Below are 21253 nucleotides of genomic sequence, written 5' to 3'. Positions count from 1 at the left end.
TCAGGCGTCCCAATCCTGGAGCCCCGCCTGTACCGGACGCGCCCCCGGCCCCCCCAGCAGCAGCTGACAGGTGCCGATGGTGCGCTCGCGGAAGCCCCCCTCGCAGTACGCCAGGTAGTAACGCCACATGCGCACGAAGCGCTCGTCGTAGCCCTGCGCATAGACCTCCCCGAGACGCGCCTCGAAGCGCTGCCCCCAGGCCTTGAGCGTGGCGGCGTAGTGCAGGCCGATATCCTCGAGCTGCAACAGGTTCAGCTGGGTATCCTGTTGCATGGCGGTGAGAATCGCCGCATGGGACGGCAGGAAGCCGCCGGGGAAGATGTAGCGCTTGATGAAGTCCATCTCGCGGCTGGCGGCCACGAAGCGCTGATCGCGAATCGTGATGGCCTGCAGCGCGATCAGGCCTTCCGGCTCGAGCAGGCGCTCGAGGGTCTTCAGGTAGGTCGGCAGATACTGATGGCCGACCGCCTCGATCATCTCCACCGAGACGATACGATCGAAGCGGCCTTCCAGTGCCCGGTAGTCTTCCTTGAGCAGCGTGATGCGATCTTCCAGCCCTTCCGCGGCGATGCGCGCCCTGGTATAGGCATGCTGCTCATCGGAGATGGTCGTGGTGGTCACGCGGCAGCCGCGTGTTTTTGCGGCATGGATCGCCAGCCCGCCCCAGCCGGTGCCGATTTCCAGCAGGTGATGCTGTGGCCCCAGTTCCAGCAGGTTGAACAGCTTCTCCAGCTTGTGGGTCGAGGCCGCCTCCAGACTGGCTTCGGGATAGGGGAACACCGCCGCGGAATACATGCGGTGCTCGCGATCGAGAAACAGCTCGAAGAGATCATTGCCGAGATCGTAATGCGCCGAGATATTGCGCTTCGAACCCGCCAGCGTATTGCGCGCCAGCGCGTAGGCGACGCTCAGCGCCCACTTGGACAGGCGCGACGTCCCGCTGTCCACCGAGTCATTGACCTGTTCGAGGTTGTAGGCGAACAGGCGCACCAGGCCGACCAGATCATCCGTCTCCCACTGGCCATCCATGTAGGCCTCCGCCGCCGCGACGGTGCCACCCAGCGCCATACGCCGCCACGCGCGTGAGTCATGGATACGCAGCGTGACGTTGCGCGCGCCGCCCTTGCCCAGCACGTGGCGCTCACGGCCTTCCAGCACCGTCAGGCTGCCACCCTCGAGCTTGTCGAGCATGCGCAGCAGGCGTGGCCGCAGCAGCCGCGTCAGGCGGTCCGCCGGTGCCCGGGTCGTGGCCAGTGTGGGGGGAGCGGGTTCGAATTGGCTCATGATGAGTTCCTCATGATGAAGACGGCGAGCGCGGATGGTCGAAGATCGGCACGCGCTTGAGCGCCAGACGCAGCGCCTCGAAATGAATGCCTGCGACCGTCTTGAGCGTCATCCAGGGGAAACGCAGCAGCAGGCGATGAAAGGCGCGCGGGGTAGCCGGTTCCAGATGCAGGCTCAGGCTGGCATCGAACAGCGAGTGCTGCGCTTTCCGCGCCGTATCCCCGGTGAGGGGGTGGTTTTCCATGTGCAGCAACAGCTCATCCGCGCTGGGGTCGTTGAAGCGCCAGTGATAGCGCATGCCCATCGGCATGAAGGGCGAGACATGCATGCGCTTGTCGAACTGCGCCGCCTGCATGCGACGCTGCGGGTCCGTACGGGCGGCATACAGCACGCGCTCCCCCCAGGGGATATTGGTCACCTCACCGAGCACGGCCCCCAGCTGGCCTGAGGCGTGATAGAGGTAATAGAGGCGAATCGGGTTGAAGCCGATCCCGAAGTGGCGCAGCTGGGTCAGCAGAAAGATGCGCCCCTGCGGCAGCGGCGCGTGATCACCACTGCGGGCAAGCTCACGCTGGCAGGCGGCGCGCACCCGTTCCTCGAGTGGACCATCGGCAATGTCGTGGACTGCGGCCGGCAGATGGTCACTGTCGCGAAAGGCCAGTGGCGCGGCGTGACTGGCGCTCACCAGGCGCGTGCCGGCCATCAGTGCCGGCAACTCATCCAGTGCCAGCCACGCCATGGCGACGCGATAGCGAAAGGCATGCTGGCGTGGCGCGTGGCGACGGTGGCGCAGCGTGCCATAGCCGATGCGGCTGGCGGGCGCCTTCAATCGTCTGCCTCGCGCGCACCCAGTGCCTCGGCGACCCGCAGCGCACTCCATACGCCATCCTCGTGAAAGCCGTTGCGCCACCAGGCGCCACAGAAATGGGTGCGGCCCACCGCGCCCTCCGCCTTGGCCTGCGCGCCAGAAATCTGCGTGAAGCGTGCCTTGGCGGCTTCGGCGGCCAGCGTGAAGCGCGGGTGGTCGTAGGCATAACGGCCCAGCACCCGAGCGGGATCAATCGCGTCGCTGTCATTGAGCGTGATGCAGAAGGTCTCGCGGGGCGGGTGCTCGCACTCATCAAGGCGTTGCAGGATGTTCATGTCGTAGGTGACGCTGGCCCGCTGGGCGTCGTCGCGTCCATCGAGGCGGTAGTTCCAGCTCGCCCAGGCCGCCCTGCGCCTGGGCAGCAGCGAGGTGTCGGTATGCATCACCACCTCATTGCGCTGGGTCGTGATCGCCCCCAGCACCGCGCGCTCCTGCTCGCTGGCATCGCCGAGCAGTGCCAGTGCCTGCGGCGCATGACACGCCATCACCACCTGATCGAAGCGTTCACGGCGGCCATCGGCATGCTCAAGCGTCACGCCGTCGGCGTCGCGCAGGACCCGGGTGATCTTGCTGTTGAGGCGAATGCGCTCGGCATAGCCCTCGGTCAGCGGTGCGATATAGGCGCGCGAGCCACCGACCAGCGTGAACCACTGTGGGCGATCATTGACCGACAGCAGGCCGTGATGGCGGAAGAAGCGCACGAAGAACAGCAGCGGGAACTGCGCGATATCCGCGATGCTGGCGGACCAGATCGCCGCGCCCATCGGCAGCAGGTAATGCTCACGGAATACCTGCGAGTAGCCATTGGCATCCAGGTAGCTGCCCAGGGTCGCGCCCTCGGCGAGCTTGCCGTTGTCCAGATCGGCGGCAGCCTGCTTGTTGAAGCGCAGGATGTCGCGCAGCAGGCGATAGAAGCGCGGGCGCAGCAGATTGCGCTTCTGGGCGAACAGCGACAGCAGGGTATGGCCGTTGTACTCGAAGTCCTCGGCGGTGGTGTGCACCGAGAAGCTCATCTCGGTGGGCTGATAGGCCACGTCGAGACGCTCCAGCAGGCGCTGGAAATGCGGGTAGGTGCGGTCGTTGAAGACGATGAAGCCGGTGTCGATGGCCCAGTCGCTGCCATCGGCGCACTGCACATCCATGGTGGCGGTGTGGCCGCCCAGGCGCTCGGCTGACTCGAAGACATGTACTTCATGCTTGCGACTCAGGTAGTAGGCCGCTGACATGCCGCTGATGCCACTGCCGATGACGGCAATCCGCTGGCGGGGTAGAGGCGCTGTCGCGTAGGTCGTTGTCGTGTTCATGCCACTCCAGAAGAAGAACGCACCATGTCGTCATGAGCAGAAGCGTTGCCGGGTATTCGGCGCGGGCAGGCCTCGTCGGGTTTGCCTGCCGCGCACTCAGTCGCGGGTCATGCGTAGACCGATGCTGCGTCGCAAGGGGGCAGGCAGGATGCCCAGCAACTTGACCAGCAGCGTGAAGCGGCGCGGGAAATGGATGTCGAGCCGATGACGCGCGAGCCCCGCCACGATCGACTCGACCGCCTGATCGACAGTGACCTGCATCGGCATCGGGAAGTCATTGCGCTCGGTCAGCGGTGTCTTGACGAAACCGGGGTGAATCACGCTGACATCGATGCCCTGGTTGTCGAGGTCCAGTCGCAGCGACTCCAGGAAGTAGCTCACCGCGGCCTTGGAGGCGCCATACGCCTCCGCGCGTGGCAATGGCAGGTAGGCCGAGGCACTGGAGACCGCTGCCAGCTGCGGCCGCTCACCGCCGTCTGCCGCTGCCATGCGCAGCAGCGGCAAGGCGCTTTCGATCACATCCACGGCGGCCTGGAAATTGGTCGCGAACACGCGGTGGACCAGGTCTGCCTCGAATTCCCGTGCATCCAGATATTCGCAGGTGCCAGCGTTGAGCAGTGCAAGGTCGAGTCCACCAAAGCGGGCCTCTATCTGGCTGGCCGCCGCGCGGATGGCCTCACGGTCGGTGAGGTCGAGCGTCACGACCAGCGCTTCCCCGGGGCCTTGCTCGGCATCGGCTGCGATGGCCTCCAGCTTGTCGGCGGAGCGCGCGCTCAGGGCGACCCGGTGGCCATCCGCCAGCAGCCGGCGCGCCAGCCCTTCGCCGATGCCGGAGCTGGCACCGGTCAGCCAGATGCGTTTGCGAGCCTTTGCAGTTGTCGATGTGGTCGTCGATGTGGTGCTCGAACCATGACTGGCCATTTCCCCTCCTTGGCATGTGTGTGTCTGGCGTGCCTGTCTGTGTCTGTGTGTCTGCGCCTTGCATGCCTGGTCTGGCGAATCTGCATGGCACTGACTCAGAGAACGCCGGGCGTGTCCTTATGGATGCCGACAAGACTCAGCCCTCTTGCTGCTCAGTCCATGCGACGTTTCAGCAGGCCGATCACGTTGCGCAGTACGGGCACCTGCTCGTAGAGCAGCTCACCGGCATCGAAGAAATCACGGTGCTGGATGACTTTCCCGTCTCGGAACTCGAGGCGTGAGGCACCCTGCACGCTGATGTCCTTGCCCCCGTTCAGACGGGGATGGCGATAGGTCATCGTCCAGCTGAGCCAGGCAAGTCCCTGTTCATTGCCTTCATCCGCATTGCCTTCATCCGCAGGGCCGGCGTCTTGCGCAGGCATTGGCCCCAGCGGGTGATGAAAGACGAAGTCGATGGCGGCGACATTCATGTACAACCCTGAGAAGTAGGCGTTGAGTGCCGTCAGGCCGCGGACTTCATGCAGGGGGTCGCGGAAGACGATATCGTCACTGTAGACTGATTTGAGCAGTTCTGTAGAGGTTTTGTCCAGCTTTTCGTAAAGACGACATATCCGAGTCAGGGCCGGGCTCATCTCGTCGGGTAGCGATTGCATGGCAATGCTCCTGAAGGGGAGGGATACAAGAGCGGCCTGCTGAAGATCAGCAGGCCGCTTGAGGGGTCATTCGCTTTTTGACAGCGCCTTGAAGGTATCCAGCGCCCGCTGGCGGGCGGCCTTGTGATCGACGATCGGTCGTGGATAGCCCGTCTGTTGGCAGTCATCCGTACTGGGCTGGTGGCGCCGCTTGGCCGGCAGCTCGGCCAGTTCCGGCACCATGCTCGCGATGAACTCGCCGTCCTTGTCGAAGCGCTGGCCCTGGGTGGTCGGGTTGAAGATGCGGAAATAGGGCGCGGCATCGGTGCCGGTGGAAGCCGCCCATTGCCAGCCACCATTGTTGGCGCCCAGCTCACCATCGACGAGATGGGTCATGAAGAAGGCCTCGCCACGCCGCCAGTCGATCAGCAGATGCTTGGTGAGGAACATCGCCGTCACCATGCGCAGGCGATTGTGCATCCAGCCGGTCTGCACCAGCTGACGCATGGCGGCATCGACGATGGGGTAGCCGGTGCGGCCCTCGCACCAGGCGGCGAAGCCTGCGTCGTCATCGCGCCACTGCAGGGCCTCGGTATGGCGCTGGAAGGGACGGTGGCGATTGACGCGCGGGAAGCCGACCAGGATGTGCTGATAGAACTCACGCCAGATCAGCTCGTTGACCCAGCTGGTCAGGCCGACATCGCCATCGGCGAGGCTGCCGTTCTCTGCCAGTACGGCGGCGTAGCATTGGCGGGCCGAGATCATGCCCAGCGCCAGATAGGGCGAGAGCTCGCTGGTGCCACGGGTGGCGGGGATATCGCGCTGTTCGTGGTAGCGGCGCGCACGGAAGGTCAGGAAGCGCTCCAGGCGCTCCTGCGCGGCCTCTTCGCCGGCCGGCCACAGCTCGGCGTCCAGCGCTGTCGCCGGCTCGCCCTTGAGTGTCTCGGGCAGTGGCGGGATGGCGTCGCCTTGGATCTCGCGACCCTGGGCGTCGCGGGGCGTGGCTTGCACTTCAGGTGCCTCGTTCAGCGCCAGACGGCGGGAATCGACCTCCTTGTGCCAACGCTTGGAGAAGGGGGTGAAGACGCCGTAGTAATCGCCCTTGCCGGTCAGCAGCTCGCCGGGCGTGAAGGCCAGCATATCGGTGTAGCGATGCAGGCGGACGTCGCTCTCGGCCAGGCGCTCACGCACGCGCCTGTCGCGCTCACGCTCATTGACGGCATATTCGTCATTGAAGTGCAGGCCCTGGGCTCCCAGTTCGTCGCACAGCGCGGCCAGCGCCTCGGGCACCTCAGCGAAGGTGTCGCAGTCGAGCACCTTGAGCGGGATGTGATAGCCGGCGAGTGCCTGTTGCAGGACATGCAGGCCGCGGCGCAGGAAGTCGAGCTTGTTGGCGCCGTGGCCGTGCTCGACCCACTGCGCCAGGCAGGGGGCGACGACGGCTACGACCGGGCCGCGTGCGGCGGCCTGCGAGAGAGCAGTGTTGTCGTGTACGCGCAGGTCACTGCGCAGCCAGATCAGCTGCAGGGGAGCCCCCGCTGGCGCGGAGGCGGGGGAAGAGGCGGATGGTGAGTCAGATGACATCGGGGCTCCTTGGCGATCGGTGAAACCAATGCCGAGCAGGAGCCTGCGATCAACGTGCCATCAAGGACCTCAGGCGAGCGACCGCCTGAATCGGGTCGGCCCCCAGGCCTTCAATGGGCCCGTCTACCAGCTCCTGCTGGCGAATCTGGGCGGCCGGACCAGCGATGGCCAGCGGCACGCTCAATTGTTCTGCGACCCGCGGCAACTGACGGCGCATGACATCCGAGCGCTCGGCCTGGGTGCCGACCAGTACCACGGCCTGTGCCTGCAGGCGCTCTGCGGCCAGCGGCAGCTCCGCCAACGGCAGTGGGCCATCCAGCAGGCTGACGTGATAGCCGGCGTCGCTGGCGACCAGCGCGAACAGCAGCAGCCAGCTCAGGCCCGGTTCTTCCGGCAGGCGAGTCAGCGTGATATGCGGGGCGTGACGCTCCTGATTGGCAAACACCAGCCGGGCACCGATGCGCGAGCGCAGGAAGCTCTCGAAGAAGCACTGGGCCAGGCGGGTACCAAAGGTGGCGGTACCGCGCTCCTCGAGCTGCTCGAGCAGCGGACGCCACAGGCGCTCGACCACGCTGCTGACCGGGTACAGCGCCAGGCTCTGGTTGTACAGCTCGGCCAGGCGCGCCTCGTCCTGGGCGTCGATGGCGGCCAGTGCCAGCTGCTGCTGGCCACTCCAGCTGCCTTCGTCCGGCATCGGCGTGCTTTCCGGCTGCGGCTGGTCGAGCAGCTCGCGTACCTGGCTGACAGGTACTCCGCGGTTGAGCCACTGCAGGATGTGTTCGATCCGCTCGATGTCCTCGCGGGCATACAGGCGATGCCCCTTGGGCGTCCGGCGGGGCTCGATCAGTCCGTAGCGGCGTTCCCAGGCTCTCAGCGTGACCGAATTGACGCCGGTCAGGCGAGAGACTTCGCGGATCGGAAACAGCGGCGAACTGGCAGTTTCCGTGGCCTTGTCAGTCATGAATGGTGTTACCTCTGGCGGTGACGAGGCATCCCGGGTGAAGCACAGGTGAGGACGACACACAGGGTAAAGTTGAAGTGTCGTCACTTGGGGCGCTGTGGGATACCGGCAATGCATCTTGTGCACTAGCTGTACATGTGGGCATCAGGATGGCGCAGCCGCCAGAGCCTGACAAGAGGCAAGCTGCGTCGCATCCCCGGTGCGCATGTTCTGAAGGTGCATCACAGCGCCTTTGACGCCGAAGGTCCCCTCATGAAATCGGCCGTCTAGGCGTTGTCCTGTTGCTCCACAATCTGGATCAAGGCCTCGACAAAGGCCGGATGTGCACCCACCGGGTCAAGCAGACTGATGGGGCAGTCGGGGTGCTGGCGCTGCGAGTCTTCCAGCATGGCGGGCACGTCCTCGCGCAGATGACGGCCGGCCGCGAAGAACAGCGGCAGGATGTCGATACGCGCGGCACCGTCTGCCGCCAGGGCATCGATGGTGTCGGTCAGCAGCGGATCGCACATCTCCATATAGGCCAGGCGCGTCGGGCGCTTGAGGCGGGAAGCCAGCGTGGCTTCCAGTGCCTCGAAGGGCTCGCGCCAGCGCGGGTCACGTGACCCATGGGCCAATAGAATCAAGGCGTTGTCGTGATCTGTGGACGTAGTCATGCAGCTATCCTGTGGGCGATGAGGGGTCGCGGCAGCGTATCAGCTGTCGGCGAGGGTGTTGAGCAGCTGTTCGGCTACCTCGTGTCCTGACAGCCAGGCGTCCTCGACGCGCGGGCCACGCAGGGCGTCCCCGGCCAGCCATAGCCCGGATCTCCCCTGGCCGCAGACATTGTGGCCATGGACATTCTGGCCATAGCCCTTCTGGTCATAGCCATTGTGGCCGGTTGCCGCTGAGGTCTGCGGCAGTGTCTGGGTCGGGTGAGCGTAGCGCCAGCGATGCGCCGCAAGGGTGACCTTGCCCTGGCTCCAGCCCGGCGCCAGCTCGCGGAGCTCCGGCAGTGCCTCGAAGGCCTGCCACAGCAAGGTCGCGACCTCCTGTGGCGACTTCTCGAGATTCGCTCGGCTCCAGCCGGCGGTCGCCAGCAGGCTCAGGGTTTCCCGAGCATGCGTCGGTGTCTGGCGGCCGGGACGCGAATGCTGGCGCATCACGCAGCGCAGCGGGCCATCATCGCCGCGACTGACCAGCAACCCTTGCCAGTCGGCGTCGCCCCCCAGCGCGGGTAGCGGCGTCTCCAGAGTGGCCATCAGTGTCCAGGTCGGCGCCATCTCCACCTGCGCCAGCGCCTCACTCAGGGCCGGGGCCAGCGACTCCTCGGCGAGCGCCCCCCCCTGGGCGTCGGTGCCGGCCGTGCTCAGCAGGGCGCGTGCCTGCGGCGCCGGTGCGCTGATCACCACGTGATCGAAGGGGCCGTGCTGATCACCGTCGCTGTCCTCGAGCCGCCAGCGTTTGTCTGGCGCGGTGCCATCGCCCGCGATCAGGCGCGTGATGCGCGTTTCGCTGTGCAGGCTGGCGTGGGCCGGCAGCTGTTCACTGAGGTGGCGGCTCAGGGCGCTCATGCGCGGACTGGCCACGTAGCGGGTGGAATCATCGCGCAGCCGCTGCCATTGGCTCTCGTTAGACGCCGACTTGCCGAGACTCAACAGCCTCTCACCCCAAGTTGCGACGACGCCTGCGGCCCGCCACTGCTCGAGCGCGGACTGGAAGCGTGGATCACGCGCCGTGAAGTATTGCGCGCCGATGTCGATGGGGCCTTCGCTCGTGCGGCGACTGGCCAGACGTCCGCCGGGGCCGCGTGCCTTCTCGAATATCGTCACCGCATGGCCCTGCGCGGCCAGTCGGGTGGCGGCTGACAATCCGGCGATACCGGCACCGATGATGGCGATGGACGATACTGGCATCTGGAGGGGACTCCTGCGCGGGCGGTGTTCAGGGGGGACGGGTCGTCATGTGACCCGACAGCAGATACGCTAAAGTTAACTTCTTGCGCATAATTGTACAATATAAGTATAGATTTATGGCGGAAGTCGGCACACTCGATGCTTCATCGCCGAGGAGGGCAACATGCGAATATTGATAACAGGTGCAACGGGGTTCGTCGGCCAGGCGCTGTGTCAGTCACTGGCCGCTGCGGGTCACTCGCTGGCGGTCGTATCGCGCCGCCCGGAGCGTGCTGAGCGCCAGTTTGCCGACCTGGGGCTGACGGTGGTCGCGGCGGATTCGTCGCTGGCCTTCAAGGATTGGCAGCCTGAGGGCATCGTCAATCTGGCAGGGGAGTCGATAGCCGGGCGGCGCTGGAGCGAGGATCACAAGCGCGAGCTACGGCGTTCGCGGCTGGAGACCACCGAGCATCTGGTGATGCTGTGTCAGCAGCTGGCCGCCGAAGGCCATCCGCCGCAGGTGATGGTGTCCGGCTCGGCGATGGGCTATTACGGCGCACAGCCCAAGGCGGGCGAGCCGGGCGATGTCGAGATCGATGAACAGGCGACGCCTCACGATGATTTCAATCATCGCCTGTGCCGCGACTGGGAGGCGGCCGCCATGCCCGTCACCGAATACGGCGTGCGACTGGCCATCATCCGCACTGGCCTGGTGATGGAGGCCGATGGCGGCACGCTGGCCAAGCTGCTGATGCCTTTCAAGCTCGGGCTCGGGGGGCGGCTGGGTGATGGGCGCCATTACATGCCGTGGATCCACCGCCACGACATGATTCGCATCATCGAGCGCCTGCTGGCGGATGACAGTCTCAGCGGTGCCTTCAATGCCAGCGCACCGCATCCGGTCACCAACATGGGCTTCACCCACGCTCTGGCTCGCGGTCTGGGGCGTCCGGCGATCCTGCCGCTGCCGGCCAAGGCGCTTGAGCTGGGGCTGGGGGAGATGAGTACCCTGCTGCTGGAAGGCGCCCGCATGGTGCCGGCGCGTCTACTGGCTGCCGGCTTCACCTTCGACTACCCGACCCTCGACGTGGCCTTCGCCGATATCCTGTCACGCAAGTGAGCCTTGGCAGCAAGGCGAGGCTAGAAGGGCAGCGGCGCTTCCATCACCAGTGGCGGTGACTCGCTGTCGCTGGCTGGCGGAATCACCAGGCGCGCCGCATGCAGCAACAGGCGCGGGCTGGCATTGAGTGCCGCCCCGCGCGCATAGAAGCCATCGCCGATGATCGGATGGCCGAGCGCCAGCATATGCAGGCGTAGCTGGTGTGAGCGCCCGGTATGCGGCGTCAGCGATACACGGCTGGCGGCGAGGGTCTGAGGCGTACCATCCGGGCGCTGGCCCTCGAGCGTCAGATGCTGCTCGACCCGATAATGCGTCAGTGCCGACTTGCCATGCGTGAAGTCGACGATCTGACGCGGGCGGCGTGGCCAGTCACAGCGCAGCGGCAGGGCGATGCTGCCCTCGGCGGGCGTGAGATGCCCTGCTGCCACGGCCAGGTAGCGTTTCTCGATGGTGCGCGACTGGAAGAGCCGTGACAGCCGCCGCTGGCCCTCCACGTTGCGCGCCACCAGCAGCACCCCGGAGGTCGCCACATCCAGACGGTGCACGGCGCGGGTATCGTCGCTCAGCTGACACAGGCGCGAATGGACACTGTCGAAGCGCGAAGGGTCACGCCCCGGCACCGAGGGCAGCTCGGCCGGCTTGTCGATGGCCCACCAGTCATCGCCCGCCGCCAGCAGCGACAGCCCCACCTTCGCGACACGCTCGCCTTCCTCGGCCAGGCGCTCTCCCTGCCAGCTCTGCCCTGACGCTGCCTCGTCGCTCTCTGGATATGATCTCGCCATGAGGGTGCTCTGTAGTAATGAAACGATAGGATGAAACGATAGGGGTGAAGCGGAAGTGATGAAGCGTACGTGATGGGCCGCGATTCGCGACGTGCAAGCGATGGCATCGTCGCGGCCGCTGGTCGATCTGGCAAGTCCAGCGGGCCATTGTCGCTGGCGCACACGGCAAAACGCCCCACCTGCCGATGGCAGGTGGGGCGTTTCAGGTGCATCACTGACGCCTGCGGTCAGCTCAACGCTCGTGGGCATCCACGGTGACGATGACGCGCACGCTGTCCAGACGCAGACGGGTGGTCTCGATGGCGCCATCCAGCGCGGCACGTTCCTGCCGCAGCGCTTCGAGCTCTTCCTCGCGCACGGCCGGGTTGTGGCTGGCCAGGGCTTCCAGGCGCGCCAGTTCGGCACTGAGCTGCTCGCGCATCTGCTGCTGGGCCTGCTCGACGATGGTCGGCAGTTCGCGCTCGGCTTCCTGCTCGGCATCACTCATCAGCTTGCGCAGCGTGGCGTGGCTCTGCTTGATCAGGTCGCGCGCGACCGCCTTCTTGACCGGCTTGAGGTTCTTGGCCAGTCCGCCGAAGGAGACCTTGTCGGACAGGTTGCTGCCGGTTTCATCCAGCAGGACGCGGATGGCGGTCGGCGGCAGGAAGCGGCCAAGACGCAGGCCGCGCGGCGCGGTGGACTGGGTGCGGAACACCACTTCCGTCATCAGGCGGCCACCGGGAATCGCCGGGTGCTTGAGCAGCGCCAGCGCGGTGTTGCCCATCGAGCCGTCCAGGATGCGGACCAGCATCTCGCGTACCAGCGGGTGCTCCCACGACAGGTGCTGCACGTCTTCGCGTGACAGCGCGGTGGCGCGGTCACTGGTGACGCTGAAGCCTTCCTCGCCCTTCACCAGCCCCGGCAGGCCATCGAGCATGTGCGGGCCCGGTGCCAGATAGGTGATGCCGTCGCCGAGGTCCCGGCTCTCGATGCCGAAGATGTCGAAGGCGCGCTCCAGATAGCCGGGCAGCGCCTTGTCATTGTCCAGCGTCTCGATGGCGGCGATGACTTCCTCGGCGCGCTCGTGACGGCAGGCATTGAGTTCCAGCAGGCGGTTGCGGCCGGACTGACGCTCTTCCTGCAGGGCGTCGAAGCGCTCGCGGGTCTGCTCGATGATGCTGTCGATCTCTTCGCTGTCGAGCAGGGCTTCTTCCAGCTCGTCGCCGAACTGGGCGTAGAGCTCGCTGCCGATGCCGTGCGGCGCGCTGAAGGCGTCCATGCCGTCACGGTACCAGCGCAGCAGCTGGGCGCCCGGCGAGCCTTCGAAGACCGGCACGTGGATCTCGATCGGGAACTGCTGACCGATGCGATCCAGGCGCCCGATGCGCTGTTCGAGCTGGTCCGGGTGTACCGGCAGGTCGAACATCACCAGGTGGTGACAGAACTGGAAGTTGCGACCTTCCGAGCCGATTTCCGAGCACACCAGCAGCTGCACGCCTTCCTCTTCGGAGGCGAAGGCCGCGGCGGCACGGTCGCGCTCGACCAGGCTCATGCCCTCATGGAAGACCGGCGCATGCACGCCGCCCAGCACGCGCAGGCCTTCGGACAGCTCACGCGCGGTATCGGCGGTATGGCAGATCACCAGCGCCTTCTCGTTGCCGAGGTCGGTCAGGGTTTCCAGCAGCCACATGACGCGCGGGTCGATCTGCCACCAGGGTTCCGCGTTCATGCGGTCATCGGGCAGGGCGCGATACATCTCGTCGAGGAACAGCACCACCTCGGGGTGGTTCATGCCGGTCTCGATCAGCAGATCATCGAGATAGTCCTCGTCACGCTCCAGCTTGCGCACCACGCGACGGTAGGAGGAGGGCAGCTCAAGCTCATGGACGTGCAGGCGACGCTCGGGGAAGCCGGCGACATGGGTGCGTGAGTTGCGGAACATCACGCGGCCGGTGCCGTGGCGATCGAGCAGCTGGCGACGCGCGCTGTCGCGCTGGGCATCGTCGGCATCGCTGTCCATCAGGGTGTCGAGCAGGGCGCGGCTGTCGCTGTCATCCAGCACGCTGGCGAGTCTGTCGAGACCAGATTGATCGGCGGGCAGCGCTTCCAGGGCGTCGATGGCGCTGGCGACGGCCACATAGCCCTGTTCCTCGGCCTTGAAGCGCTCGATGTCGTGATAGCGCTCCGGGTCGAGCAGGCGCAGGCGCGCGAAGTGGCTCTCGAGCCCCATCTGCTCCGGCGTGGCGGTCAGCAGCAGCACACCGGCGGTCTGGCGAGCGAGGGATTCGACACAGGCGTAGCCCGGGCCGACCTTGTCTTCGCTCCAGTCGAGGTGGTGGGCCTCATCGACGATCAGCATGTCCCAATCGCAGGCGGCAGCCTGGACCTGACGCGACGGGTTGGCGAACAGCCAGTCCTGGCTGGCCAGAATGATCTGGTTGCCTTCGAAGGGATTGCGCGTGCCGTAGGCCTTGCACTGCTCTTCGTCGAGCAGCGAGACATCCAGCGCGAAGCGGCGCAGCATCTCGACCAGCCACTGGTGGGTCAGGCTCGCCGGTACCAGGATCAGCGCACGGCTGGCACGGCCGCTGAGCAGCAGGCGGTGCAGAATCAGGCCGGCTTCGATGGTCTTGCCGAGGCCGACTTCATCGGCCAGCAGTACGCGCGGTGCGTGACGGCGCGAGACTTCATCGGCGATGTAGAGCTGGTGTGGCACCAGATCGACCTTGGGGCCGGACAGGCCCAGCGCCGGGCTCTGCTCGACACGATGGAAGTGGCGCAGGGTGCGGTAGCGCAGGTCGAACCAGTCATTGCGGTCGACCTGGCCGGTCAGCAGGCGGTCACGCGCCTGATTGAACTGCATCTTGTCGTTCAGGCGGGCTTCGGGGAGCTCGATGAGCTCGCCGGCATGCTCGCCGCTGCGCTCACAGATGTAGACGATCTGGCCGCGCACTTCCTTGAAGTCATCGACGATCAGCCATTCGCCATCGTCGGACTGGATGCGGTCGCCATTGCCGAAGGCCACCCGGGTAAGGGGCGCTTCGCGCAGACTGTAGGTGCGGGTTTCTTCGCTGGCGGCAAAGAGCACGGTGACGGTACGGAAGTCGACATTGAGGATGGTGCCAAGGCCGAGATCAGCCTCGCCGTCACTGATCCAGCGCTGACCGGGAATGAAGTCGCTCATGAAGCCTCGGGGTAGGACAAAGACGGGAATCGGGAATACAGGGGCGCGGTATCTTACCGGATCAGACGCCGTGGCTTAAGCGCCTTTTCTTGTGGCGAGCGTCTTTGTCGCACCGAGCGAGGCCAGCGGCGTGTCGCACTATGGCTGTGACGCCGGTAGCAGGGCGTCCAGCTGGGCGCGGCTCAGCTCGCCGATATGACGCTCGATCAGCTGTCCGTCGCCATCGAAGACGAGGGTCGCGGGCAGTCCCTGCGCCTCGGCCAGCGCCATCAGTTGCATGGCGGGGTCGAGCAGCGCGTACTCGAGCGTCAGCTGTTCGCTTTGCAGAAAGCGGGTCACCGCCAGTGCCTGCTCGCCCTGATTGGCGAGTACCACGGTGACGCCGGGTCTCTGATCAGCCTCTGCCAGCAGTGGCATCTCGCGCCGGCAGGGCGGGCACCAGGTGGCCCATAGATTGACGATCACGCGCTCGTCCTGGATGTCATTCAGTGCCACGGGGCGGCGGTCCAGATGATTGAGGGTGATGGCAGGCATTGCCTCGATGGCGGAGTCATTGCCCAGCGGGTCGAGTTGCTTGAGGCCGAGGAAGGCGGTCAGCCCCAGGGTCAGACTGCCCAGCGCGATGACCTGGCGAATCGCGCCATGCCGGCGCAACAGCCACAGGCTGGCCAGGGTCGCGGCTAGCATGCCGCCGAGCAGGTGGTAGCCCGGTTGCCACAGCTTGAGGATATCCAGCGGTGCCTGCTGATAACTTGCCCAGTGCAGCGCGACATGAGTGAGGCGCGCGCCGATCACCCAGCTGACCAGCATGCGATTGAACCAGCGCGAGGGGCTCAGCGGGGGAGAATCGTGAGCGGGCGCGGTCGTGCCCCTGGCGTGCATGCGTGCCAGCAGACGAATCAGCAGCGAGAACTCGATCAGCATCACCAGGGCTGCCACGAAGGCATAGAGGCGTTCGACGGAAATCAAGGCAGGGCCCAGGGCGATGGCATCCATGCGGTTATCCTCTGGCGGTGTCCGGGGGAGGCGTTCAGGGCAGCAATACCTGTCGGCCTGTATGTGGCAGGCGCTCGACAGGCGCTGCAGTCGCGAGGCTCGAGTATGCGATAATCGACGGACTTCGACATCCACGCCTCGCGCGCTGATCAATGCTCTACCGCCGAGGACGCTGCAAGGATATCCCCATGCTGTCACATCATTATGACCGTAGCCGTGCGATCGCCGTTGCCAGTCAGGCCACTGGCCTGATCGCCATCGTCGCGCTGGAGACCTGGCTTGGCGATGCCGCCCGCCCTTGGCAGGGGCTGGTATTCGCCCTGATGCTGGCCTTTGGCCTCGGCCTTGCCCTGCGCAGTTACTACCTCAAGCAAAAGGCCCGCCGCGACCGTGAACGTGCTGGTCGCGAGCGGGCCCGCAAGGCGAGTGACAGCTGGATGTCCGACTGACTCGCCGCTCGATATGGTTCAGTGCGCGCTATGAATCAGTAACTCTGCAGGCGGTAGCCGTCGCGCTCCATGCAGTATTTCAGCAGTGTCTGCTTCTCGTTGGCGGACTTGTCGGTCAGGCCAAGCTCGTACTGGCAGCCCGCATAGGTATTGTGGGCTTGTGTGCTGTTGGCGCCGGGCTTTTCCCATTGCGCACGTGGGGTGGCGCAGGCGGAGAGCAGTGAGGTCAGCAGCAGGGATAGCAAGGCAAGACGCAGTGTGTGCATGGGGCATCCTGAGGGATGTAGCGCGTTGGGGAGTGCGTCGCAGGCGCGAGCAAGCAGAAGGAAGCTTGTGAGGTAGGAAAAACCTTCCAGCATCAAAAAAGCCGCTGATCAGTGATCAGCGGCTTTTTCATATATCTGGTCGGAGTAGCAGGATTCGAACCTACGACCTCTGCCTCCCGAAGGCAGCGCTCTACCAAGCTGAGCTATACTCCGATGCGTCGTGAGCTTGTCTCGACGGAGGTGAATTATACGCAGGCAGCTTTGCTTTGCAAGCCCTTGAGGTCAAAAAGTTTTATCTGAGTCTCAAGGGGCAATTCCGCTGTCGAGAAGCGCGCTTCTCTTCACCTCATCCTGCTGGCGCTTCTTGCCACGTTGGCGGCGGTTTTCTGCTGTCATGATGGACTGACGGACCCACTGACTGACGACCTGCCAGGCAGGCCATCGTCATGCGGGTATCAGGCCTGGCGGCCGACGCTCAACAACGCGATGCGCTCGAGGCTGTCGCGGAATTCGCTCTCCGGCAGTGCCTTGAGCTCGTTCAGGGCGTTGTCGGCCATTTCCTGGGCGCGGCTGCGGGTATAGTCGAGGCCACCCGTGAGGCGCACCACTTCCAGTACCTCGTCGAGCTGCTCCAGCCCACCTTTCTCGATAGCGCCGCGCACCAGACTGGCCTGGGCCGGGCTGCCGACCTGCATGGCGCGAATCAACGGCAGGGTCGGCTTGCCTTCGGCCAGGTCATCACCGACGTTCTTGCCCATGGTCTCGGCATCGCCCTGATAGTCGAGCAGATCATCGATAAGCTGGAAGGCGAGGCCCAGGTAGCGGCCATAGTTCTGCAGCGCGCTGACCTGTGCCGGGGTGACGGTGTCGTCGGTTTCCCTGGCCAGAATCGCGCCGGCATGTGCGGCCGCCTCGAACAGCATGGCGGTCTTGCCGTGGATGGTCTCGAAGTAGGCGGCTTCATCAATGTCGGCATTGCCGATATTGGTCAGCTGCAGGACTTCGCCCTCGGCGATGGTGCAGGTGGCAGCGGAGAGAATCGCCATCACGTCCATCGAGCCGACTTCGACCATCATCTGGAAGGAGCGCGAATAGAGGAAGTCACCGACCAGCACCGAAGGCGCATTGCCCCAGGTGTCATTGGCGGTGGAGCGGCCACGCCGCAGGCTGGATTCATCCACGACATCATCGTGCAGCAGGGTCGAGGTGTGCATGAATTCGATCAGCGCGGCCAGATGAACGTGTTTCTCGCCTTGATAGCCCAGCGCGCGGGCTGCCAGCAGCACCAGCACCGGGCGCAGGCGTTTGCCACCACTCTGGATGATGTACTGACCGATGGTCTGGACCAGCGGCACGCGCGACTCGAGCTGCGCGAGGATGGTGCGGTCGACGGCGGCGAAGTCATCTGCCACTGCCGCGTGAAGGGTCGATGCGTCGGCTTGCATGAGATCGTCGTGCCCGTAGCGAGAGGTGAGGCCGCCGTGGCGTGCCGTTTGGCGGTAATGCTATGGGGCACCCCTATGGCCGTCAAGGCGTGCACCCGCGCAAGGACGCTGGCTGGCGGCCGATTGGTCGCGTAAACCTTGACATTGCTTGTCGGTCGCGGCACGTGGCGCTATAATACGCGGCCGTGACTCATCCCGCTCCCTGTCAGATGGCTCCAGAAGGGGCGCCACTCGCAGCAGGCCACCCAAGAGCACACCCTTGATGAGTCCGATGGAGAGAATCATGTACGCAGTTATCAAGAGCGGTGGCAAGCAGTACCGCGTTCAGGAAGGCCAGACCCTGAAGCTCGAGAAGCTTGAAGTCGCGACTGGCGAAGCTATCCAGTTTGACGAAGTCCTGATGGTCGCTGAAGGCGACGACATCAAGGTCGGCGCTCCGCTGGTTGAAGGTGCCAAGGTTTCTGCCGAGGTCGTGTCTCACGGCCGTGGCGACAAGGTCACCATCATCAAGTTCCGTCGCCGGAAGCACTCCATGCGTCGTGCGGGCCACCGTCAGTGGTTCACCGAAGTCAAGATCACTGGTATCTCTGCTTAATTGCAGCGCTACCCACCATAGGAGAATTATCCAATGGCACATAAGAAGGCGGCGGGCTCTACCCGCAACGGTCGCGATTCTGAATCCAAGCGCCTTGGTGTGAAGCTGTTCGGTGGCCAAGCGGCTATCGCCGGCAACATCATCGTGCGTCAGCGCGGCACCCGTTTCCACGCTGGTACTGGCGTCGGCATCGGCAAGGACCACACTCTCTTCGCGCTGGCCGACGGCCACGTGAAGTTCGAGACCAAGGGTCCGAAGAACCGCAAGTTCGTCAGCATCGTTTCTGCCTGAAACGTCTGACAGCTTACGCAGGCTGCTCGATGCCCCGGTGTCGCATGGCAGTCTGCAAGGAAGCCCCGCTCAGGCGGGGCTTTTTTGTCGCATGACGGCCCGGGTCGTCGTCAGGAGAGAGCAGCATGCAGTTCCTTGATGAAGCGTCGATCATTGTAGAGGCCGGACGTGGCGGCAATGGTTGCCTGAGTTTTCGCCGTGAAAAATACGTGCCGCGCGGTGGTCCCGATGGGGGCGACGGCGGGCACGGCGGCAGTGTGTACCTGATCGGGGATGACTCGCTCAATACCCTGATCGACTTCAAGTTCCAGCGCTACTATCAGGCGGAGAGCGGCGATGCCGGTCAAGGCCGCCAGATGGCAGGCAAGGCGGGCGAGGATCTGATCGTCAAGGTGCCGGTCGGCACCACCGTGATCGACGAGGAAACCCTCGAGATCATCGGTGACGTGACGGAAATCGGTCAGCTGTTGCTGGTCGCGCAGGGCGGGCGTCGTGGTCTGGGTAACATCCACTTCAAGTCCTCGACCAACCGCGCGCCGCGCCAGACCTCCAAGGGAACCTGGGGCGAGCGTCGCAACCTGCGCTTCGAGATGAAGGTGATGGCAGATGTCGGTCTGCTCGGCATGCCGAATGCCGGCAAGTCGACGCTGATCCGCGCCGTCTCCGCCGCCAAGCCCAAGGTCGCCAACTACCCGTTCACCACCCTGGTGCCGAACCTCGGTGTCGTGAAGATCGGTAGCCACCAGCACTTCGTGATGGCCGATATCCCCGGTCTGATCGAAGGCGCTGCTGACGGCGCTGGCCTGGGTCTGCGCTTCCTCAAGCACCTGACGCGTACGCGCCTGTTGCTGCACGTGGTGGATATTGCGCCCTTTGACGAGAGCGACCCGGCCTATGCGGTCGAGGCGATCCTCAAAGAGCTCAAGAACTTCTCCGCGGCACTGACGGAGCTGCCGCGCTGGCTGGTGATCAACAAGATCGACCTGCTGCCCGAGGATGATCGCGACGCGATGGTCAAGGACCTCGTTGAGCGCCTGGGCTGGGAGGGCGAGCTGTTCGTCGTCTCCGCGGCCAGCGGTATCGGCACTCAGGAGCTGGTGCAGGCCGCTCACCGCTGGCTGGGCGAGCAACGCCTGCAGCTGGCGGAAGATCCGGAAGCTGCCGAGGCACATGCCGCGCTGCTGGCGCGCATGGAGAACGAGTCGCTGGAGCGCGCTGAAGAGCGCCTGACACGTCGCAAGCGCAAGAAGGATGACGAAGAAGAGGACGATGACGACTTCAATGACGACGATTACGACGTCGAAGTCGAATACGCGCCCTGAGGTCTCAGTTCGTCCGGTGGCTGTCCTGCACGGCAGCCACTGAGTGACGAGCGACCCGCTTCGCGATTCACGCCCCGCCCCGAGCCTCATGGTCTCGCGGCGGGGCGTTTTCGTTGTCGGGGCCGGCGAGGAGTGATGACAGCGGGCTGGCGGGAGCAGACAATGGCAAGCAGGGAGGCAGAGCCTGCCGGGCGAGGGATTACATGACAGGAGAGAGCGCGGTGTCGGAGCAGAAGGTGGCGGAAGTGGCGGAACTGGGCAGTCAGACGGGGCGTGAGGCCTTGGCCAATGCACGACGCGTGGTGGTCAAGATCGGCAGTGCGCTGCTGACCGATGACGGCCGCGGGCTGGATGATGCCGGCATCGGCCGTTGGGTCGATCAGATCGCGGCGCTGCACGCGCGGGGCGTCGAGGTGATCGTGGTGTCCTCCGGGGCGATCGCGGTCGGCATGTCGCGGCTGGGCTGGTCGGCTCGCCCCAGCGGCGTGCATGAGCTGCAGGCGGCAGCGGCGGTCGGGCAGAACGGCCTGACCCAGTGCTATGAAGAGCATTTCCATCGTCATGGCCTGACCACGGCGCAGATTCTGCTGACTCACGATGACCTCTCCAACCGCAAGCGCTACCTGAATGCACGCTCGGCGCTGCGCACCCTGGTCGACCTGCGGGTGGTGCCGGTGATCAACGAGAACGACACCGTGGTCACCGACGAGATCCGCTTCGGCGACAACGACACCCTCGGCGCGCTGGTCGCCAACCTGCTCGAGGCCGATGCGCTGTTGCTGCTCACCGATCAGGAAGGCCTCTATGATGCCGACCCGCGTCATGACCCGGCGGCCAGCCTGATCGAGGAAGCCCAGGCCGATGACCCGATACTGGTCAAGGTGGCCGGCGGTGGCGGCGTGCTCGGACGTGGCGGCATGGCGACCAAGGTGCGCGCGGCGCGTCTGGCGGCGCGCAGTGGCGCATTGACCGTGATCGCCTCTGGTCGTCAGCCCGAGGTCATCACCCGGCTGGCTTCCGGTGAGCGCTTCGGCACGCTCCTCTTGCCGGAGCATGCGCCGATCGCGGCGCGCAAGCGCTGGATCGCGGGGCAGCTGCAGGTGCGCGGCACCCTGACGCTGGATGCCGGCGCCGTCAATGTGTTGACCACGCGTGGCTCCAGCCTGTTGCCGGTGGGCGTCAGGAAGATCGAGGGCGCCTTCAAGCGCGGTGATCTGGTGCAGTGCGTCGATGAATCCGGCCAGCGCATCGCCAAGGGGCTGGTGAATTACAGCGCCGAAGATGCCGGACGGATTCTCGGCCTGCCCAGTCATCAGATCGAGGCGGCGCTGGGCTATATCGAGGCGCCGGAACTGATCCACCGCGACAACCTTATCGTGCTGTAGCACCCATGAAGCCT

General features: G+C 65.1%; 20 protein-coding genes and 1 tRNA gene. 6 read left to right on the top strand and 15 right to left on the bottom strand.

Going from position 1 to position 21253, the window contains the following annotated elements; translation table 11 throughout:
- The 9 genes from R2R70_RS15625 to R2R70_RS15585 all read right to left on the bottom strand — a co-directional run bounded on the left by R2R70_RS15625 (position 1) and on the right by R2R70_RS15585 (position 9446).
- Entirely contained in the window at positions 1–1284 is a 1284-nt protein-coding gene (locus R2R70_RS15625; protein ID WP_410978473.1) for a class I SAM-dependent methyltransferase, read from the bottom strand.
- 10 nt (positions 1285–1294) lie between these two features.
- Positions 1295–2113 (bottom strand): DUF1365 domain-containing protein, encoded by an 819-nt coding sequence (locus tag R2R70_RS15620; RefSeq protein ID WP_410978472.1) that lies wholly within the window; start codon positions 2111–2113, stop codon positions 1295–1297.
- The gene (locus tag R2R70_RS15615) at positions 2110–3456 is read right to left on the bottom strand and encodes an NAD(P)/FAD-dependent oxidoreductase (RefSeq protein ID WP_410978471.1); all 1347 of its coding nucleotides are present in this window, start codon (positions 3454–3456) and stop codon (positions 2110–2112) included. The genes R2R70_RS15620 and R2R70_RS15615 overlap by 4 nt, the downstream gene beginning before the upstream one ends.
- Before the next feature lie 96 nt (positions 3457–3552).
- Positions 3553–4377 carry an SDR family NAD(P)-dependent oxidoreductase gene (locus R2R70_RS15610; protein WP_410978470.1) on the bottom strand — a complete coding sequence of 275 codons (825 nt, stop codon included), beginning with the start codon at positions 4375–4377 and terminating at the stop codon, positions 3553–3555.
- A 152-nt stretch (positions 4378–4529) separates the two neighbouring features.
- The gene (locus tag R2R70_RS15605; RefSeq protein ID WP_410978469.1) at positions 4530–5030 is read right to left on the bottom strand and encodes a nuclear transport factor 2 family protein; all 501 of its coding nucleotides are present in this window, start codon (positions 5028–5030) and stop codon (positions 4530–4532) included.
- 66 nt (positions 5031–5096) lie between these two features.
- Positions 5097–6593 (bottom strand): deoxyribodipyrimidine photo-lyase, encoded by a 1497-nt coding sequence (gene phrB / locus R2R70_RS15600; RefSeq protein WP_410978468.1) that lies wholly within the window; start codon positions 6591–6593, stop codon positions 5097–5099.
- A gap of 49 nt (positions 6594–6642) precedes the next feature.
- Positions 6643–7554, bottom strand: a complete 912-nt coding sequence (locus tag R2R70_RS15595) for a MerR family transcriptional regulator (protein WP_043335996.1) — start codon at positions 7552–7554, stop codon at positions 6643–6645.
- A 266-nt stretch (positions 7555–7820) separates the two neighbouring features.
- Positions 7821–8207 (bottom strand): sirohydrochlorin chelatase, encoded by a 387-nt coding sequence (locus tag R2R70_RS15590; protein WP_410978467.1) that lies wholly within the window; start codon positions 8205–8207, stop codon positions 7821–7823.
- Between the two features lie 39 nt (positions 8208–8246).
- The gene (locus tag R2R70_RS15585; protein WP_410978466.1) at positions 8247–9446 is read right to left on the bottom strand and encodes an NAD(P)/FAD-dependent oxidoreductase; all 1200 of its coding nucleotides are present in this window, start codon (positions 9444–9446) and stop codon (positions 8247–8249) included.
- 163 nt (positions 9447–9609) lie between these two features.
- Between R2R70_RS15585 and R2R70_RS15580 the strand changes: the two genes are divergently transcribed.
- Positions 9610–10545, top strand: coding sequence for a TIGR01777 family oxidoreductase (locus R2R70_RS15580; protein WP_410978465.1), 936 nt, complete (start codon positions 9610–9612; stop codon positions 10543–10545).
- A gap of 20 nt (positions 10546–10565) precedes the next feature.
- On the opposite strand, the gene R2R70_RS15575 is transcribed toward R2R70_RS15580, so the two are convergent.
- The 3 genes from R2R70_RS15575 to R2R70_RS15565 form a co-directional block, all read right to left on the bottom strand.
- Positions 10566–11327, bottom strand: coding sequence for an RluA family pseudouridine synthase (locus tag R2R70_RS15575; protein ID WP_410978464.1), 762 nt, complete (start codon positions 11325–11327; stop codon positions 10566–10568).
- A gap of 232 nt (positions 11328–11559) precedes the next feature.
- The gene (gene rapA / locus R2R70_RS15570; RefSeq protein WP_410978463.1) at positions 11560–14490 is read right to left on the bottom strand and encodes an RNA polymerase-associated protein RapA; all 2931 of its coding nucleotides are present in this window, start codon (positions 14488–14490) and stop codon (positions 11560–11562) included.
- 138 nt (positions 14491–14628) lie between these two features.
- Positions 14629–15486, bottom strand: coding sequence for a prolipoprotein diacylglyceryl transferase family protein (locus R2R70_RS15565; RefSeq protein ID WP_410978462.1), 858 nt, complete (start codon positions 15484–15486; stop codon positions 14629–14631).
- A 188-nt stretch (positions 15487–15674) separates the two neighbouring features.
- On the opposite strand from R2R70_RS15565, the gene R2R70_RS15560 reads away from it, so the two are divergent.
- Positions 15675–15935 (top strand): hypothetical protein, encoded by a 261-nt coding sequence (locus R2R70_RS15560; protein WP_153636672.1) that lies wholly within the window; start codon positions 15675–15677, stop codon positions 15933–15935.
- Positions 15936–15970: 35 nt separating this feature from the next.
- On the opposite strand, the gene R2R70_RS15555 is transcribed toward R2R70_RS15560, so the two are convergent.
- The 3 genes from R2R70_RS15555 to ispB form a co-directional block, all read right to left on the bottom strand.
- Positions 15971–16201, bottom strand: coding sequence for a hypothetical protein (locus R2R70_RS15555; protein WP_213114272.1), 231 nt, complete (start codon positions 16199–16201; stop codon positions 15971–15973).
- Between the two features lie 136 nt (positions 16202–16337).
- Positions 16338–16414 (bottom strand) — tRNA-Pro (locus R2R70_RS15550).
- 242 nt (positions 16415–16656) lie between these two features.
- Positions 16657–17646: an octaprenyl diphosphate synthase gene (gene ispB, locus R2R70_RS15545; RefSeq protein ID WP_107335841.1), complete on the bottom strand. Its 990-nt coding sequence runs from the start codon at positions 17644–17646 to the stop codon at positions 16657–16659.
- Between the two features lie 283 nt (positions 17647–17929).
- Between ispB and rplU the strand changes: the two genes are divergently transcribed.
- From rplU to proB, 4 genes are all read left to right on the top strand, one after another.
- The gene (gene rplU, locus R2R70_RS15540; protein WP_043335971.1) at positions 17930–18241 is read left to right on the top strand and encodes a 50S ribosomal protein L21; all 312 of its coding nucleotides are present in this window, start codon (positions 17930–17932) and stop codon (positions 18239–18241) included.
- Between the two features lie 33 nt (positions 18242–18274).
- Positions 18275–18532 (top strand): 50S ribosomal protein L27, encoded by a 258-nt coding sequence (gene rpmA / locus R2R70_RS15535; RefSeq protein WP_043335969.1) that lies wholly within the window; start codon positions 18275–18277, stop codon positions 18530–18532.
- Positions 18533–18657: 125 nt separating this feature from the next.
- Entirely contained in the window at positions 18658–19854 is a 1197-nt protein-coding gene (gene cgtA / locus R2R70_RS15530) for an Obg family GTPase CgtA (protein ID WP_043335967.1), read from the top strand.
- Between the two features lie 221 nt (positions 19855–20075).
- The gene (gene proB, locus R2R70_RS15525) at positions 20076–21239 is read left to right on the top strand and encodes a glutamate 5-kinase (protein WP_410978461.1); all 1164 of its coding nucleotides are present in this window, start codon (positions 20076–20078) and stop codon (positions 21237–21239) included.
- The last annotated feature ends 14 nt before the right edge of the window (positions 21240–21253 follow it).

This window comes from Cobetia sp. SIMBA_158 (assembly GCF_046566945.1).
Lineage (GTDB): Bacteria > Pseudomonadota > Gammaproteobacteria > Pseudomonadales > Halomonadaceae > Cobetia > Cobetia amphilecti.
Note: the sequence above shows the minus strand (reverse complement) of the source record. Positions and strands in the feature narration are given on the sequence as shown.